This window comes from Myxococcus hansupus (assembly GCF_000280925.3).
GTDB lineage: Bacteria > Myxococcota > Myxococcia > Myxococcales > Myxococcaceae > Myxococcus > Myxococcus hansupus.
On the sequence record NZ_CP012109.1, the window covers coordinates 8,470,417 to 8,486,742 of the forward strand.

At 65.4% G+C, this 16,326-nt stretch carries 12 protein-coding genes; 4 read left to right on the forward strand and 8 right to left on the reverse strand.

Annotation, left to right across the window (positions count from 1 at the left end; translation table 11 throughout):
• Positions 1–45 precede the first annotated feature (45 nt).
• A complete protein-coding gene (locus A176_RS33380) occupies positions 46–657 on the forward strand; it encodes an SMI1/KNR4 family protein (protein WP_002637689.1) in 612 nt (203 codons plus the stop codon).
• Positions 658–786: 129 nt separating this feature from the next.
• Here A176_RS33380 and A176_RS33385 read toward each other — a convergent pair whose 3' ends face one another.
• A complete protein-coding gene (locus A176_RS33385; protein WP_144429661.1) occupies positions 787–2,121 on the reverse strand; it encodes a hypothetical protein in 1,335 nt (444 codons plus the stop codon).
• A gap of 138 nt (positions 2,122–2,259) precedes the next feature.
• On the opposite strand from A176_RS33385, the gene A176_RS33390 reads away from it, so the two are divergent.
• Entirely contained in the window at positions 2,260–3,960 is a 1,701-nt protein-coding gene (locus A176_RS33390) for a GmrSD restriction endonuclease domain-containing protein (RefSeq protein WP_002637692.1), read from the forward strand.
• Positions 3,961–4,044: 84 nt separating this feature from the next.
• Here the strand turns inward: A176_RS33390 and lnt are convergent, their stop codons facing one another.
• Positions 4,045–5,670: an apolipoprotein N-acyltransferase gene (lnt, locus tag A176_RS33395; protein WP_002637693.1), complete on the reverse strand. Its 1,626-nt coding sequence runs from the start codon at positions 5,668–5,670 to the stop codon at positions 4,045–4,047.
• Complete coding sequence (locus A176_RS33400; RefSeq protein WP_002637694.1) at positions 5,667–6,320, reverse strand: hypothetical protein; 654 nt, start codon at positions 6,318–6,320, stop codon at positions 5,667–5,669. The genes lnt and A176_RS33400 overlap by 4 nt, the downstream gene beginning before the upstream one ends.
• A gap of 95 nt (positions 6,321–6,415) precedes the next feature.
• Between A176_RS33400 and A176_RS33405 the strand changes: the two genes are divergently transcribed.
• A complete protein-coding gene (locus A176_RS33405) occupies positions 6,416–7,321 on the forward strand; it encodes a hypothetical protein (protein WP_002637695.1) in 906 nt (301 codons plus the stop codon).
• A gap of 100 nt (positions 7,322–7,421) precedes the next feature.
• Here A176_RS33405 and A176_RS33410 read toward each other — a convergent pair whose 3' ends face one another.
• Positions 7,422–8,477 (reverse strand): SGNH/GDSL hydrolase family protein, encoded by a 1,056-nt coding sequence (locus tag A176_RS33410; protein ID WP_044890216.1) that lies wholly within the window; start codon positions 8,475–8,477, stop codon positions 7,422–7,424.
• Between the two features lie 221 nt (positions 8,478–8,698).
• Between A176_RS33410 and A176_RS33415 the strand changes: the two genes are divergently transcribed.
• Complete coding sequence (locus A176_RS33415; protein ID WP_002637697.1) at positions 8,699–10,000, forward strand: chloride channel protein; 1,302 nt, start codon at positions 8,699–8,701, stop codon at positions 9,998–10,000.
• Between the two features lie 3 nt (positions 10,001–10,003).
• Here the strand turns inward: A176_RS33415 and A176_RS38425 are convergent, their stop codons facing one another.
• The 4 genes from A176_RS38425 to A176_RS33430 form a co-directional block, all read right to left on the reverse strand.
• Positions 10,004–11,857 (reverse strand): putative metal-binding motif-containing protein, encoded by a 1,854-nt coding sequence (locus A176_RS38425; protein WP_002637698.1) that lies wholly within the window; start codon positions 11,855–11,857, stop codon positions 10,004–10,006.
• Positions 11,854–12,714, reverse strand: a complete 861-nt coding sequence (locus A176_RS33420) for a hypothetical protein (protein ID WP_044890217.1) — start codon at positions 12,712–12,714, stop codon at positions 11,854–11,856. Before A176_RS33420 ends, A176_RS38425 begins: the two co-directional genes overlap by 4 nt.
• Positions 12,715–12,774: 60 nt before the next feature.
• A complete protein-coding gene (locus A176_RS38430; protein ID WP_002637700.1) occupies positions 12,775–14,817 on the reverse strand; it encodes a putative metal-binding motif-containing protein in 2,043 nt (680 codons plus the stop codon).
• Positions 14,818–14,949: 132 nt separating this feature from the next.
• Complete coding sequence (locus A176_RS33430; protein ID WP_002637701.1) at positions 14,950–16,269, reverse strand: CapA family protein; 1,320 nt, start codon at positions 16,267–16,269, stop codon at positions 14,950–14,952.
• Positions 16,270–16,326: the final 57 nt, after the last annotated feature.

Below are 16,326 nucleotides of genomic sequence, written 5' to 3' on the forward strand. Positions count from 1 at the left end.
GAAATCGAGCGGAGTCCGTTGAAGTGCGCCTTAGGCTTTCCGTCCATGAGCACCATCTCCAAGTGCATGGAAGTCCTGAGCGGCGCGGAGCACCTCACGGTGAAGAAGCGTGCCGCCATTGAATCCAGCGCCCTGGTGGAAGCGGTCACGCCCCACTTCGGCACCATCGAGTGGGCCCCTCCGGCGAGCTATCGCGAGGCCCTGGCCTCGGGCCTGAGCGCGGTCACGCGCCACCTCGTGTCGGTGGGCATGAACCAGGGCTTCTGGCTCTACGACGCGGACAACCTCGGGACGGTGAACGAGGACCTGGTCCACATGCCGGAAGGCGTGTCGTTCGACGAAGGCGTCGACCTCTCCACCAATCACCTGGTGGGCTTCGCCGAGGCCGGTGGAGAAGCTGTGTGGTGCTTCGACGTGAGCGCTCCCGGCGCGGATGGCGAGTACCCCGTCTACTATCACCACCAGGACACGCCTCGCGCGAAGGTGCGCGCGACCGGCGCATGGAACGAACCGCAGGATGAGACGCCAGACTTCGAGTCCTTCTCGCAGTGGCTCGAAACCATGACGGTCGCCCTCACCGCCGAGGAGCCGCCCGAGTGGCTCGAACGGCTGGGTGAGCCGGGGCTTACCTTCGTCGAGAGCCGCCGCACCCTCTAGCCCACGCCAGGACGAGCGTCGGCAGCGACGCCGTCCCTGGCACATGCAGGGCGAAGTCCGGCGCGCGGGTTGTCATCCACCCCGCCCCACAACAGGGGTTTGCAACGCCGCTGACGTCACATCACGGCGTCAGCGGGCCGCATCGTCGTCCAGGATGACGCGCTGGAGACGAACCAACTCGCCTGCCCCATTAAGCGTCGCGACCAATTCGATCCCTGCGGTTTGAGAACCGTGCTCCAAGCCGAGCTTGGATTCCAGAGCAGCCACCGCAGACGCAACGGGCTTCTGAGTGGCATCGAGTGTGCCTCGCACCGCGTGGAGCTTTTGAGACAGAGCGCCCCGCGCCGTCTTGTTCGTGGACTTCCAGGACAACTTTCCCTTGAGTTCGGGAACGCGTCGGCCCAGCAGGCTCAGGAACTCTTGACGCTGCATTACGTGACGGGCCATGTCGGCCTTGAGTCCCTCCAAACGACGACTTGTCACACCGCTGCTGAGCGGCAATGCGGCCCGCACCTGGATGGCCGCCGCCCGCACGCTGCAAGCGAGCAGGAACTCCTTCGAGCGTGACTCGAACGTCTCCGCAGCCTCATCCGCTCCGCGAGCAAAGCGCTTCACGCGTAGCCCCACCATGCCCATTTCCGATGCTTGGAGCGAGCACGTATCCAGCGCCTCCTCGACCGCAGCGCTCACCCCCTGACATTCGCGCTCAATGGACTCCAACTGCATCGTGAACGCCAACAGGTCTGCCTCGCCAAAGTCACTCGCGTGGATCGACGCGACCAACTGCTTGAGGTAGGCGAGCGCTCCCACCAATTGTCCACGGCGTTCCTGTTCCAGCCATTGCTGGAGCCTCGTGATTCCTTGCTCGATAGATGCCAGCTTGGCGTTGATATCCGACAGGTACTTTTGCGCGGTAACAACGGCGAGCACCTGCCACACCAGCAGGGACGCCGAAGCGGCTCGGCTCACATTCGACAAGCTGGCCTGACTACGAATGACGCCCCGGTCATCAATGACATTGCCACGAAGCCCTCCCATCTTCGAGGGCATCATCGTCAATGCCCCGTCACGCAATCCCTGGGCAATCTTCGGGCTGAACGTCAAGGTGTAGGCCTGCGACAGCACCTGCTGCGATGCCACGGCAAGCGAAGGCACTGCATGCAAGAGGGGCTGGAGCCCGGCGGCCAGCCGTGCGTCCAACGAAACCTCTTCAAGGCGGTGCCCGGGCTGCGGCACGGACCGGGAAACCTGTGCAAGCGGCTCATCGCCCAGGAACCATTCGATGCGCTCCGGAGATGCATGCCCACGCTCGCCAAGGGCGGTACTTGAACGAGGCATCCGCTCACCTGACGGCTGGAGCGCCCGCTCTGGAGCCCGCCTCCACCGGGAGCGAATCGCCACGACCGCCACCACAACCACCACGCCTACTGAGATCCCCATCAACAGGTCAGCAAAAGCGTTCATGCTCGGCTCCGGTCGAGAGCCTCAGGCATCCACCAAGCCGAGGCATGAGGCCGTCCCTCCCCGGTGGTATATCCCGGGTGCCCACCCTTCTGTACTGCTCCGGGAAGTCTATTCCCGCCTGACTGAAGGTGAAGCCTGATGAAGGCACCCAAGCATTCGTTGCGGAAGATCGTCTCATTCCTCAATAACCCCGAGGAAGAAGGCGGCTTCTGGCTCCCCAACATCCAGCGCCCGTTTGTGTGGAGCGAAGAGCAGATCTGCCGGCTCTTCGACTCCATCCTTCGCGAGTACCCCATCAGCACGCTGCTCGTGTGGAAGACGCGCAGCCCCATTCGCCGCCGCCGCTTCATCGACAACTACCGGGTGTCCTTCAGCCACGAGCTCAGTAAGTTCTACGTACCCGAGGACGACAAGAAGAAGTGCTTGGTGCTGGATGGCCAGCAACGTCTGCAGAGCCTCTTCATCGGTCTGAAGGGCAGCTACGAAGGAAAGGAGCTGTACCTGGACATCCTGAGCGGCCAACTCGCCGCGCCGGATGATGTGAAGTACCGCTTCGAGTTCCGCCTCGCTGAGGACTCCGAGTTCCCCTGGATGAAGTTCAAGGATCTCGTCTACAGCACGAGGACACCCATGGGCGTCGCCCAGAACATCATCTCGAACGCGGGTCGGACGCTCACCTCGGAGGAAGCCGAGCGCATCTCGGAGCACGTCTCCCTGGTGTTCAAGGCGTTCCACTCCGACGACGGCCTTGCCTACCAGGAGCTCGACAACACTGAGAACGTCGAGCTGTACGCCGAGGACGACGTCGTCGAAATCTTCATCCGCGCAAACTCCGGCGGCACACGGTTGGGCAAGTCCGATTTGCTCTTCTCGCTGCTCAGCACGAGCTGGGACGAAGCGGACGCGCGAATGGAGGAAGTACTGGAACGGCTCAATCGGCACGGATTCAAGTTCACCCGCGACTTCGTCTTGAAGACCTGCCTGACGCTGCTCGGTCAAGGCGCGAGGTACGAGGTCGACAAGTTCCGCAAGCCGGACGTGCAGCAGCGCATTGAAAAACACTGGGACGACATCACCGCGGCGATGCTCGACGTGCTCGACTTCGTCCGCGGCAAGACCTTCATCCGGTGTGACAAGGCCATCCCCTCCTATCTGGCCCTCATCCCGCTCATCTACGCGCGCTTTCGTTACAAAGCCGCCTTCCGGGCCGCGAAGAACGTCGATGCATTCCTGTTGCGCTCCCTCCTGGGGGGTGCGTTCAGTGGAATCCCCGACCAGATGATTGACGCGTTGGTGGCCGAAATCGACTTGTCACAGGACTTCAACACCGACGCGCTTTTCGGAGTGATGCGCGAGAAGAACCGCAGCCCGGAGATTGCACCAGAGCGGCTATGGACCATGGGCTATGGCTCCGACAGCATCCATCTACTCCTCAACCTCTGGTACCGCGGCTTCAACTACACGCCCTCCTACGAAAACAACCTGCCGCAGGTGGACCACATCTTTCCGCAGAGCCTCCTCAAACGGGCCAAGGTGGAAAACCCCCGGACGTTCCGCAAGGACCTGATGCGCTACCGAGAGCCTGAGCGGAACCAGCTCGCCAATTGCATGCTGCTCACCGCTGAGGAAAACGGTGGAGGTGGCAAGGGAGACATCGCACCGGTGCGATGGTTGAGGGACAAGCCCGAAGAGTACTTCGCACTCCATCTCATTCCGACGGATCCCGAGCTGTGGAAGCTCAAGAACTTCGAACAGTTCATCGAAGCCCGGAAGGCGCTCCTGCTGGAGCGGCTTGGGCCCATCGTGGGCCTCACGAACGTCCGGTCTGAAGCGGCCTGACGGTCACCCGAGGTATCCCCGAGTGCTGGCTCAGGCCCACGGCCCATCCATCAGCGCGGTGCCACTGAGTGGCCCACGCGGGCGTCACGGGCGCGGGGCGCTTCGCCTCCGCCTCGCGCCAACGAGCAGCACCACCGTGCCCACCAGCGCCAAGGGGCTCAGCCAATCCCCCCACGCCAGGGCGAGCGTCGGCAGCGACGCCGTCCCGGGCACACGCATCGTCAATCCGGCTCGCTGGTCGTCATCCACCTCGGCCACCACGGCGCCCGTCGTGTCGATGAGCGCGGACACGCCCGAGTTCGTCACCCGGACCTGCGGCCGCCGCGTCTCGATGCTGCGGAAGGCCGCGTGCATCAGGTGCAACCGGGGCGCCGGCGTGCCCATGAACCACGAGTCATTGGACAACGTGAGCAGCAGCTCCGCGCCCTGCCGCACGCCCCCCGCGACATACGCGGGGAAGATCGTGTCGTAGCAAATGAGGGGCGCCACGCGGAGCAGCCGCCCGTCACGCAGCTTCAAGCTCACGGACTGAGGCCCAGGCCCGCGCTTCCATCGCCCCGTCCACGGGAACCATTCCCGCAGCGCGGGTGAATCGATGGCATCCGGCACCCACTCCGTCAGCGGGAAGAGCATCGTCTTGCGGTACACCGCGCGCTCAAGCACTCCACCCACCGAGGGTCCCAGGAACATGGCGGCGTTGAACTCGCGCTCCCCCTCCAAATCATAGGTACCGAAGACCAGCGGCACGCCGCGCTCGGAGACGAAGTTGGCGATCTCCGCGTCCAGCCTCGCGCCCGTCTCGCTGCGAGGCGATCCAAAGGGCGTCGGGTACACCGTCTCCGGCCACACGAGCAGGTCCAGCGGCCCGTCACGCAGCAGCGCATCCGACATCGCGTAGTGCGTGTCGAGCACCATCCGCACGACCTCGTAGGCCCCCATCTCCGCCCTCAACTTCTCGTAGCGGGTGATGTTCGCCTGGACCGCGCCCACCACCAACCCACCGTCATCACGCGTCGCCGCTCGCACCTGCGCGATGCGCAAGGTGCCATAGCCAGACAGCATGAGCACCAGCGCGGCCAGCCCAGCCACGGGCCGCCAGACCTGCCGAGCCCCCTGCCCTCGCCACGCACGCAGCGCGGCGAGCACGCACTCATTGCCCAAGAGCAACACCAGCGTGAGCCCGGGCGCGCCCGCCACATCGGCGCCCTGGCGCAGCCACTCGGAGGCGTACAGTCCGTGCCCCAGCGTGTCCGCGAACAGCTTCGGCGTGATGCCCTCCGTCCCCACGTACGCGAGCGTCCCCGCGAGCGGCGGCAGCCAGGTGCGCCCCTCCCCGACCAGACGCCGAGCCGCGTACCGGGCCAGCGCCGCGGCGGCGAACTGAAGCTGGAGCAACGGCGCCACCATAAGGAACAGCGCCCAACCGACCACCGTGGGCGCCCGCGAGTACGCCTGGAGCGCGGCGGGGAACCAATGAAAGACAACGGCGGTGAACGTCACGCTGAGCAGCACGCCCAGGCCCAGCGCCTCACGCGACGAGCGGGCCCGGTCCAGCGCCGCGAGCCAGGGCACCATCGCCACCCAGCCGAGCGCCAGCCAGTGCGCCTCCAGCCGGGCGAAGAGCGCGAACAGCACGGTCGTCCCCACGACACCGAGCAGCGCCAGGCCCAGGTGTCGCCCGCGTCCCCTCCCCACTTGAACGTCGGTCACGGCGACTGCGACGGCGCCGCGTGCTCCGCGCCCTCGGCCATCTCCAGGCGCTTGATGGGCATTCCCGGTGGGGCCAGCTCCTCGGGTACCAGCCGGTCGGGAGGCATGGGAACGGGCTGCCCGTTCGCATCCGTGGGCTGGTGGTCGGGATGGAACGTCAGCACGGCCGCCACGAGCTCACCCGAGTCCGTGTATTGGAAATGGCGCACGTACCCCGGCGGCAGCTCGAAGTCGTCGGGGACGATAAGGCCCCGCTTGATGGGCTTCGTCCCTGGGCGATAGAGCTGGAGACCCGTCGGTTGGGATTCCATGTCGGGCTCCTGGACTTCGGTGTCGGTGGCCAGCTCGGGCTCGGCGACGGGCTGCGGTGCCACGGCCGCGACGGGAGGCGGCCGAGGCCGGGGCGCCCGCGCACGAACCTCGGGCGCCGGAGACGGATGGGACGGAGGCACCTCCGCGAGCGGCGGCGGCGCCTCCACCTCGATGTCGCTAGAGCCCCACCAGACACTCAAGCCAATGCACGCGAGCGTGAAGACACACGCGCCGCCCACGAGCCACGCGCCCAGGCCCTTGTTCGTGCGAACGGGCGTGATGTGCGTGACGCCGTCGCTGTCGACACGACGTTCGGATTCAGGGGACTGCGGCCTCATGTTCGCGCGACGACCTCCGGGCTGCGTATGCTACGGAGCCACTCCCCCCGAGGCAAACACAGCGCATTTCGCTCACCCTCATGCGCTCTCCATCCATGCTCGTCACTGATGCCCCTGGCGGCACGCCACCGCCCGCCACCACACCCGAGCCCGCTCGCTTCGTCGTGCACGCCTGGACCCCAGGACTGCGAGGGCTCGCGGTGGTGACGCAGCTCGCCGTGCTGGGCGCCCTGCTCCACTTCACCGCGCAGCTTGCATCGGACCTCTTCCAGGGGACCCAGAACATGCAGCCCGTGCCCGTCGCCATCGGGCTGGTGCTGCGAGTCGTGCTTCCGCTCGCGTTCGTCGCCGTGCTGCGCCGGAGCCGCCGGGCCACCGTGGACGTGGACACCCACCAGTGGACCCTAGCGCTGCGCGGCGGCGCGCGGATGGAGATTCCCTTCGCGGCCGTGGCCGCGGTGCGCCCCTGGCGGCTGCCCCTCCCAGGTCCCGGCCTGACGCTGCGGATGCAGTCCGGCCGCGCGTTCAGCCACGCGCTGGAGGTGGAGGACGCGGTGCCCCTGCTGCGCGCGCTGAGCCACCACGACTCGCTGGGCGCCGCGCAAACCCACCCGCTGGTTCGCTACGGCCAGGCACGCCATGCCTTCTGGGGCCGGCGCTGGTACCACCTGCTGGTGAAGTACGTGCTCTTCCCGCTCGTGCCCACGGCCATCCTCTTCTACTCGTACCAGTCCATCTCGTTTGGCGGCCCGATGGGTGAGTACAAGATGTACGGCCTGGACGCGTACCTCCGCTCGTTCGGCCGGTACTACGCGCCCATCGTGTTGTGCCTGCTGCTCTTCGCCTGCTTCTGGCGCGTCCTCGCGGAGGGCGCGTCGCTCCTGGCCGCGTGGCTGCTTCCCAACTGGGCCCGCGGCGTGCGGCGCACGGCGGAGTGGATTTGCGGGCTCGTCTACTTCGTGGGCGTCCTCGCGTTGATTGGCCTGCGCTTCATGATGTGACGCGCGCGCCGGGCGCTGGAAACGACAAGGCCCCCGGTTCCCGAAGGAAGCCGGAGGCCCTGGCACCGCGCTCACACCCGAGGCGTGGACGCGGACGTCACTACGGCCGAGCGGGGTTGAACTTCGCGCTCTCCGTGCCCATGCGGTCGTGGCCCGTGCGGTTCCAGTTCGGGTTCGTGCCGGTGTAGGGCATCGGGCCGGTGCCATTGCCGGAGATGGTGCCACCGGTGTAGGTCGGGTGGACGTTGTCGGACTGGATGTAGTCGAAGCTGGTGCTCGCGTTGACGAAGTGCGTGTTCGCGTCGCGCAGCGTGGAGCGCAGCGTGACGGAGATGCGCTGGACGTACGCGGCCTCGGACTCACCCTGGATGTAGCGGATGGCGGCGGAGTCCACCTGGCCATCGCCGTTGGAGTCATAGTCCGCGGCCATGTACTCGGCGAACGAGTCCGCGCACTTGAAGCCGTAGCGCGCCGCCAGGCTGCACGCGCGCCAGTTGCTGCGCGCCAGCAGCGGCAGGAAGCGGTCACGCTTGTTCACGACCCGGCCCGTGGCGGAGTCCGTGCAGCGGGTGTTCACGTTGTCCGCGTCGAAGCCCGGGTAGTAGATGTTGGAGATGATCTTCGTCGCGGTGGCGGGCGCGTTCTGGTTGATGGTCTGCATCGCACGCTCCATGAACGTGGTGCAGGTCGCCAGGGCGTTCTCCAGGCCACTGTAGTTACAGGTGCCCGTCTGGTCCGTGAAGGCGTCGCGCGCCTGGAGGTAGTCGTTGCCACACATCTCGAACATGACGACGCGGGTGTTGGCCGCCTGCATGTACGAGCGCTCGGCGACAATCTTGTTGTTGAAGATGTCGTCCGCGCGCGCGCCGGACTTGGTGCGACGGATGACCTCGATGTCCGCGTTCCACTTCTGCGCCAGGTCCTCGCCCTGCACCACCGGCGCCGCGCGGCGGGCCACGTTCCAGAAGAAGACGGTCCCGTTATAGCCGGCGTAGATGGAGTCGCCGTAAGCCACCACCCGGTACTTCGTCGTCGTCGACGGCTGGTCGATGGTCCACGACGTGTTCTGGTTGAGGGTGCTGGCCATCGCGCTACCACCGACCGTAACGGCCGCGCACACGGCAACGAAGGACATCCCGCTGTGACGGAAAGACATGCCCCGCTCCTTTGGAATCCCACTGGGGGGTTGTTGGGGGAGCGCGCAGGCTACATGGCGTCGACTGGCAAATCACCCCGAAACAGGAATAACGCGCCAAGTCATAAATACTGGTGTTGATATGACCTCACCCCTCCTTGAAGCAATGTCGTAACAATGACGCGACTTGCACCGTTGACGCGGTGTTTCATCATGTTTCACCCAGGTCCGGAGTGTTTCACGTGAATCTTTCCCGTGGCACGAGAGCGCTGATGCAGTGGTTGCTCCTGGGCGGGCTCGTGGGTGTCGTGTGTGGCGTGGCGTCTGCGGTCTTTTTGTACCTCCTGGAGGAAGCCACACACTTCCGCGAAGGGCACCGTTGGCTCGTGTACGCGCTCCCGGTGGCGGGAGGGGTGCTGGGCGCGGTGTACGCGAAGTGGGGCGGGCCCATTCGCGGGGGCAACAATCTGGTGTTGGACACGGTGCATGCGGACGACGCGCAGGTGCCGGTGCGCATGGCGCCCATGGTGCTGGTGGGGACGGTGCTGACGCACCTGTTTGGTGGCAGCGCGGGCCGCGAAGGCACGGCGGTGCAGATGGGCGGCAGCCTCGCGGACCTGGTGGCGCGGAAACTCCGGGTGGCGCCGGACACGCGCCGCGAGCTGCTCGCCGCGGGCATCGCGGGTGGATTCGGCTCGGTGTTCGGCACGCCGGTGGCGGGCGCGGTGTTCGGGTTGGAGGTCGTCGTCGTGGGGCGCATGGGCTACGAGGCGCTGCTGCCGGCACTGATGGCCTCGGTGGTGGGCGACCTGGTGACGCGAAGCCTGGGGATTCACCACACGCCGTATCCCGCGCCTGCCGCATTGCCGCTGTCCGCGGGGGTGTTGGGCAAGTGGCTGGTGTTCGCGGTGGCGGTGGCCATGGTGGCGGTGGTGTTCGTGGAGTTGCTGCACCGGTTGAAGAAGCTGCTGGAGCACCGCGTGCAGGCGTTGCCGCTGCGGATGGCGCTGGGCGGTCTGGCGGTGCTGCTGCTGTGGCTGCTGGCCGGAACGGATGACTACCTGGGCCTGGGCGTGCCGGGCATCCAGCGGGCCTTCGAGGACCCGGCGCTGCCCGTGTCCGCGTTCGCGTGGAAGCTGGCCTTCACGGTGGTGACGCTGGCCGCGGGGTTCCTGGGCGGCGAGGTGACGCCGCTGTTCTTCATCGGCGCATCCCTGGGCAACGTGCTGGCGAGGCTGTTGGACCTCCCGTTGGATTTGGGCGCGGCGGTGGGCATGGCGGCCCTGTTCGCGGCGGCGGCGAACACGCCCCTGGCGCTGTCCATCATGGCGGTGGAGCTCGTGGGGGCGAACGTGCTGCCCCACGTGATGATTGTGTCCACGCTGGCGTACCTGCTCACGGGACACCGGGGCATCTATCCGTCACAACGGATTGCCCGGTTGAAACACGGCGGGCCGCTGCTGGAGAAAATCGTGGCGCTGAAGGATTTGGTCCGAGAGGGCCGCTCCCCGCCCCCCGGACCTGGAGGGCGGGACGGGGACTGAGGGCTACTGCGTTGCCCCCTCCGGGAAGTGGTAGACGTGGCCGTCGTCTCCGACGATCCAGAAGTTCCCCGCCGAGGTCATGGCGAGGCTGCGGAGTGAGACAGTCGGATTGCCTTGAGCGAAGGTCGGAGCCTTGGCCCAACCATGCTGCGTCAGCCGATAAAGCCGCTGCCCGGAGCCACCGTTTCCGAGGATGTAAGCACTGATAGGCCCAGAGGGTACGGAAACACTGACGAAGTCAGGCGCGCCGCCACGTGGAGGAAGGATTCGCTCCCAGTTCGGCGATAAAGCACTTCCTGCCATTACGAGGCCGGCATCACCCACTGCGAAGACGAGTAACGGACTTACGGCCCACACCGCGCGCAAGCTACCGTTGTAGCCTGAAACGCCCTGGAGAATCTGAGTGGTCGGGTTGCTCCAATTCGATTGGTGGAATTGATTTATCACCGGGCTGAACGGTGCTCCTTCCCCAGCCGACCCCACCGCGTACAGCATGTCCTGACCCGCCGCATGAAGGCCCCAGTACCTGCCATCCGAGTTATGGCGCAGCACCGGCCCTGACCCCTCGTACAAATGGCCCAGGGTGGAGGCTGCAAACACTCGAAGAGGGCTCCCTACGCCAACAACCCCAGAGAAGTAGTCATTATCACCTGGGAGGTCGTACTTCAGGGGGGAGCTACAGAAGCCCATGTTGTGTTCGGCAATCCAACCGTCCTCACCAGCCACGACAGCATACGCATTGCCTGGATGAACCCACACTGCATGCCAATCTGGGCTGTTTCCCTGATGGCTACACCCGGTGGCCAAACCACTGTCGTGACTTACGAACGCTGACGTCGCGCTCATCTTCACCGCCAGCTTACCGTCCATTCCCGCCACCCAGACCGGATAGCCATCCGGGTGCACCGCCACCGCCCTCCACTGGCGCCCTGTCAGGGCTGGGTCAACAACCCGCCTCAACTGACCACAGGACATTCCCTCGTCCACACGGCCGTCACAGTTGTTGTCCAAACCGTCGCAGATTTCCATTCGCTGGGAACTCGTGCCGTCATCGTTGTCATCGCAGTCCAGGCTGTTCGCGACCATCCCCGCCGGAGGCGTCTCTCCCGGGCACCCCTCCCCGAGTGGTGCGCCATTCCTGTCGCCCTCCCCGTCCCCATCCACGTCCGCGAAGTACTGCGTCCGTGGCGTTCCTTCGCACACCGTCCCATCCTGGGTCGCGTTGCACATAAACCGCCCACCACAAGCTGCTGTGCAGGCCATTCCGACCTCTGGGAACGACTCGTCCACGGTGCCGTCGCAGTTGTCGTCCAGACCGTTGCACAGCTCCTGGGCATTCGGGTGGACCGCTGCCCACTCGTCGTCGCAGTCGCCCGAGACATTGACATGGCGCTCGCTGGGCGGATCACACGCCTCCACGCCAGGCCCATTACGTCCGAACCCATCCCGATCTTGGTCCAGATACCAGGTCCGGGTCACCGACCCCTGCTCCATCTGCCCATCGCAGTTGTCGTCCCGTCCGTTGCAGAGTTCCAACGCTCCCGGATACACCTGCGCGTTGGAGTCATCACAGTCACCACGGTTCGTGGCATAGCCCGGTGGCACCGCATCACAAAACACGCGTGACGCCGCGTCATCTGCGGCGTATCCGTCCCCATCCGCATCGACATACGCCGTCGTTGGAGTCCGCGTGCCGCAGGGCGAATCCTGACACGCGCCGAAGAGACATACCTGTCCCGCGCCACAGCCGCGTTGCGCATTACAGGCCCGCGGACGGTCCCCTTGGAGTTCCTCCAGGCTCGGCACGGAACACGCGGTGAGCATCAGTGCCAGCAGCGCCACGCTCCAACGAATCATCGCGCACCTCCCTCTTGCGACGCGGCGGCGTCCGTTTCTCCCAGAAGAAGCCAGGTCACCAGGGCACCGACAGCAGCGCCGGCCGCCGTGCCGAACAGCACGTTGGCCGTCCGCGCACTCCGCTGTGCCTGACCGTGATGATCCACGAACTGGTCGTAGAACGGAGCTTCCCGTGCATCTGCGATCTTCCCGCGAGAAGACAATCCGAACGCGGCTCCCGTGCCTCCCGCCACGATGCCCGCGCCCAGCAACGCCACGCTGGTCAGGGGAACCCGACGCCCCCCCAAGCGAATCCCAGGTTTGCTCGACGTAGCCACCCGTGCCGGAGAAACCGTCGACGATGGCGCCGCGAGTCCTTCAGAGGGTGTCAGCGCTGCGGGCAAGCTGGCGGCAGCATCCGCCGTCGACGGGGGAGCCTCGTCCCCGCGCTCTCCGAGGGAGGCCTCGACCGTAGGCGAGTCATTCCGCCGCCGCGCCAGCTCCGTCTTCACCCGGCCACGCTGGGCTTCGAACTCTCGCGACACCTTGGGGGAGACACGGAGGGGCAAGCGCGCGTCGGGCTCCAGCAAGAGCGCTGAACGAAATTCATCGCGCGCCTCCTGCCACTTCCCCAGGTCCGCGCTGATGATGCCCTTGTGCAGCGCAAGCGTGACCCGGTCACGTGTCCCCTTAAGGCTTCCACGTGCGCGCTCCAACTGCTTGAGCGCCAACTCGTATTCGAGGTCGTCGTAGAGGCGGACTGCCTCCTCGATATGCCGTTCGAACTCACCCTCCGCCCTGGCCGCATGCACGGGAATGACAATCCACATACATGCGGCAAGCATCAGGCACCGCCCCCAAGTCCTGGCATCGAGCATGCCAGGACTCTAAACCACACAACCGCCCAGAGCAAAAGCTGCGCGAAATACACCGTCAATCTACTCTTGAAAAGAGGGAGGAGGCTCGGGGAAATGATAGACATGGCCATCATCCCCGACGATCCAGAAATTTCCCGCCGAAGTCATAGCGATACTATGGAGGTGTGCGATTGGTCCGCTTGAAGCAAACGTTGGATTCGCCGCTCGGCCATGACGGGTAAACCGATGCAGATACCCCCTAGCGGCATCATTGCCTACAACATATGCACTCTCGGAACCTTGCGGGACAACGACACTGACATAGTCGATTTCGTCCTCATCCAGAGATGACACCCGCGCCCAGTCTATTGACTGGCCACTTCCCCGTAAGACAAGGCCGCCATCGCCCACAACAAAAATGAGTCCTGGATCAACAGCGCCTACCGCTCGCATCCCACCATCATATCCAGACGGCACCTGAAGACTTTGCCTCGTCGGCGAATTCCAGCTAGGGCGAGTATATTGGTTCACCACTGGGGAAAGCGCCCCCGACCTGTTCACCGTTCCCACCGCATACAACGCCCCCGGTCCGAGTGAATGCAGTCCCCAGTACCTGCCTTCCGACTGATGCCTCAGCGGGGGATCGTGAGCCAACTCAAACAGGTGCCCCAATGTGGAGACTGCAAAGGTCTGAAGAGGTGACCCTACACTCACAATGCCTGAAAGGTAGTCACCAGGACTATTCAGATTGACTTGGAGGAGGGGGCCGCATGTGCCCCTATTATGGTCCGCGAACCGTCCGTCCCCCCCCGCGATCGTGACATACCCATTTGTAGGGTTGACCCACGCCGCACGCCAATCCGGCCTCTCACCTCCAGTGGCGGGGCAACCGCCTGTTGTGCCACTGTCATGATTCACGAACAGCGAATTCGCATCCAATTTCACGGCTAACGCACCGTTCATTCCCGCCACCCAGACGGGATAACCGGACGGATGAACAACAACTGTCCTCCACTGACGCCCCGCGAGTGCCGGTTCAACAATTCGCCTCAGCTCTCCGCAGGACGTCCCTTCGTCCACCATCCCGTCGCAGTCATTGTCGAGACCATCGCAGACTTCCACGCCCCGGATGTTCGTGGCGCTATCGCGATCATCGCAGTCCAGCGTGTTCTCCGACATCATCGGAGGAAGCGTCTCACCTGGGCACAGGTTCCCCACCGAAGCACTGTCTCTCAGGCCGTCCCCGTCTCCATCCGCATCGGTGTAGAGCAAGGTCGGAGCGGGAGCCACGCACTCCGTTCCAGTCTGAGCGGCATTGCACGCATACCTGCCAGGGCACGCGGCCGAACAGGGCGCATCCAGAGCCTGCTGCCCTTCCCTAAATGTCTCGTCTATCTGGTCATTGCAATTGTCATCACGGCCATTGCACGCCTCAAAGGCATCCGGATGTACATTACGGTTCCCATCATCGCAGTCACCTGCATTGGCGACGTACTTCCCTTCGGGCTTCGCGCATGCCTGCACCACTGCCGCGCTGTTCCCAAAGCCGTCCTCGTCGTTGTCCTCGTACCAAGCTTGAGTCTCCAGCCCGTCGTCCACGACACCGTCACAGTTGTCGTCGCGACCATTGCACCGCTCGGCTGCGGAAGGATAAGCCTCCCGGTCGTCATCGTTGCAATCCGAGCCCAGACCGCTCACGGCGTCCCTGGCGACATAGCCATCGCCATCCTCGTCCACGGTATGCAACTCGCCGACGTCCCACGTCTGCTTGCCAGCCTTCGCGAAGCTGAACGTCTGCTTCTGCCGGGCTGCGACTCGGTCCGAATCGCAGTTCAGTTCGTACGCGGTGACCGTGATTTGCACGTCCCGTGACCAACCCTCTTGACGGAAGACCGCCACATCCAACGCCGGTTCCGCCTCGTTGAAATGCTCCGTCATCGGGAGGGACTTCTCGGCTCGGTTTCCCGTCCCACCTTCCGCCAGCACCTTGATGCAACCCTGCTTGAAGGTGGTGGAGTAGCGCATCTGAACGTGGACAGCGGCCTCCTTCAGACCGGGCTCTTTCGAGTCCTTCTTGCAAGCCAACAACAGCAGGGGCAGGAGCAGCAGGGCGGATTGACGCATAGGGACCACTCTAACCCAGGCGCCACCGTGACTTGCTCAGAAGCGGACTCACCCTGCGGTCCCCTGAAATGAAAGACCATGGACATATCACAGCCACAATGAACGCAGGCCCACCCGCGCGTGCCTTTGCCCTCAGGGATGGGGCGCCGAGGCCCTCGGCGCCAGCGCCTCGGGGCCGCGCTGCCGCAGCTCAGGTGAAGCCACCGCGAAGCCCTCCGGCAGCATGCGAAGGATGCGCTCCCGCCGCTGCTTCGAGCCCTCCAACCGCCGCTCCAGCAGCGCCTTCTGCGTCCGCGCCTCCTTGTCCAAAGCCGAGCGCGCCGACAGCCACGCGAGCCGCTCCGTCACCGCCTCCACCTCCCGGTCGATGAGCACCGGCTGGATGTTCCGGACCTCCTTGCGCGCCCGCCCCACCGCGTTGTTTTCGACCCACACCGGCAACACCGCCACCTCGCCCAATGCCACCGGCGTCCCAGGCCCGGCCCGCTCCAACGACAGCCGCAGCAACATCGAGTCCCGCTTGTCCCCACCCGCCCCCTTCTTCCCCACCGGGTGCCGGTAGAAGCGGTCCTGGTTCGACACCAGGTTCCCCAACGAGAACGCGATGAGCCCCTTGCGCCCATCCTTCGTCGGATACGACTCCAGCGGCTGAAGCACGTGCGGGTGATGCCCGATGACCGCCAGCGCCCCCGCATCCAGCAGCGCTTGTCCCAACGCGCGGTCCTCGGGGCGCGGCGTGGAGGTGTACTCGGTGCCCCAGTGCACCAGGACGATGAGCGCGTCACACCGCGCCGCCGCGGCGCGCACGGCCTCCACCGCCTGCTCGGGCAGCTCGCCCCGGTGGGCCTCGTGCCTGGAATAGGGCACCAGCGCGACCTGCGGCGCCTGCGCGTCCTTCGGATTGCTGAAGCCGTTCAACAGCCGCGTGAACGACAGGAAACCCACCTTCATCCCCCGCACGTCCACGAAGGCGGGCTCCCACGCGGCGGACTTCGACGCGCCTGTGCCCGCGTGGCGGATGCCCGCAGCGTCCAGGTGCTTCAACGTCTCCAGGAGGCCCGCGGGGTGCTGGTCCCTCGCGTGGTTGTTCGCGGTGGAGACCACCTTCACCCCGGCCGAGGCCAGCGCGTGCACCATGGCCGACGGCGCGTTGAACAACAGCTCGCGGGCCACCGCCTTCTTGTTGTCGGTGACGGGCGTCTCCAGATTGACGACGCCCACGTCCGCGGTGCGCAGCACGTCCGCGATGGGGCCGAAGACATGGCCCCAGCCCTCATGGTTGAGCGAGGGCCCCTTCCCACCGGGCAGGGCCGGGGGCCCGTTGCGCGCGTGCAGCCTCGCGACCGCCTTCACCTCCCCATGGGGAATCACATCCCCGCCAAACACCAGCTCCACGCGCGTGGGGGTGACGGCGGACAACAGGGGCAGCAGCAGGAGGACGGAGGCGGACACACCCCCAGCCTAATGCAGACACCCCACGCCCCTGGAAGGGTGTCCGGAGACCCTTGG

Bases quoted from the DNA above. Each gene is read 5' to 3' on its own strand.
- A176_RS33380 (WP_002637689.1), top strand. From the start codon at position 46: ATGAGCACCATCTCCAAGTGCATGGAAGTCCTGAGCGGCGCGGAGCAC.
- A176_RS33385 (WP_144429661.1), bottom strand. From the start codon at position 2,121: ATGAACGCTTTTGCTGACCTGTTGATGGGGATCTCAGTAGGCGTGGTG.
- A176_RS33390 (WP_002637692.1), top strand. From the start codon at position 2,260: ATGAAGGCACCCAAGCATTCGTTGCGGAAGATCGTCTCATTCCTCAAT.
- A176_RS33400 (WP_002637694.1), bottom strand. From the start codon at position 6,320: ATGAGGCCGCAGTCCCCTGAATCCGAACGTCGTGTCGACAGCGACGGC.
- A176_RS33405 (WP_002637695.1), top strand. From the start codon at position 6,416: ATGCTCGTCACTGATGCCCCTGGCGGCACGCCACCGCCCGCCACCACA.
- A176_RS33410 (WP_044890216.1), bottom strand. From the start codon at position 8,477: ATGTCTTTCCGTCACAGCGGGATGTCCTTCGTTGCCGTGTGCGCGGCC.
- A176_RS38425 (WP_002637698.1), bottom strand. From the start codon at position 11,857: ATGATTCGTTGGAGCGTGGCGCTGCTGGCACTGATGCTCACCGCGTGT.
- A176_RS33420 (WP_044890217.1), bottom strand. From the start codon at position 12,714: ATGCTCGATGCCAGGACTTGGGGGCGGTGCCTGATGCTTGCCGCATGT.
- A176_RS38430 (WP_002637700.1), bottom strand. From the start codon at position 14,817: ATGCGTCAATCCGCCCTGCTGCTCCTGCCCCTGCTGTTGTTGGCTTGC.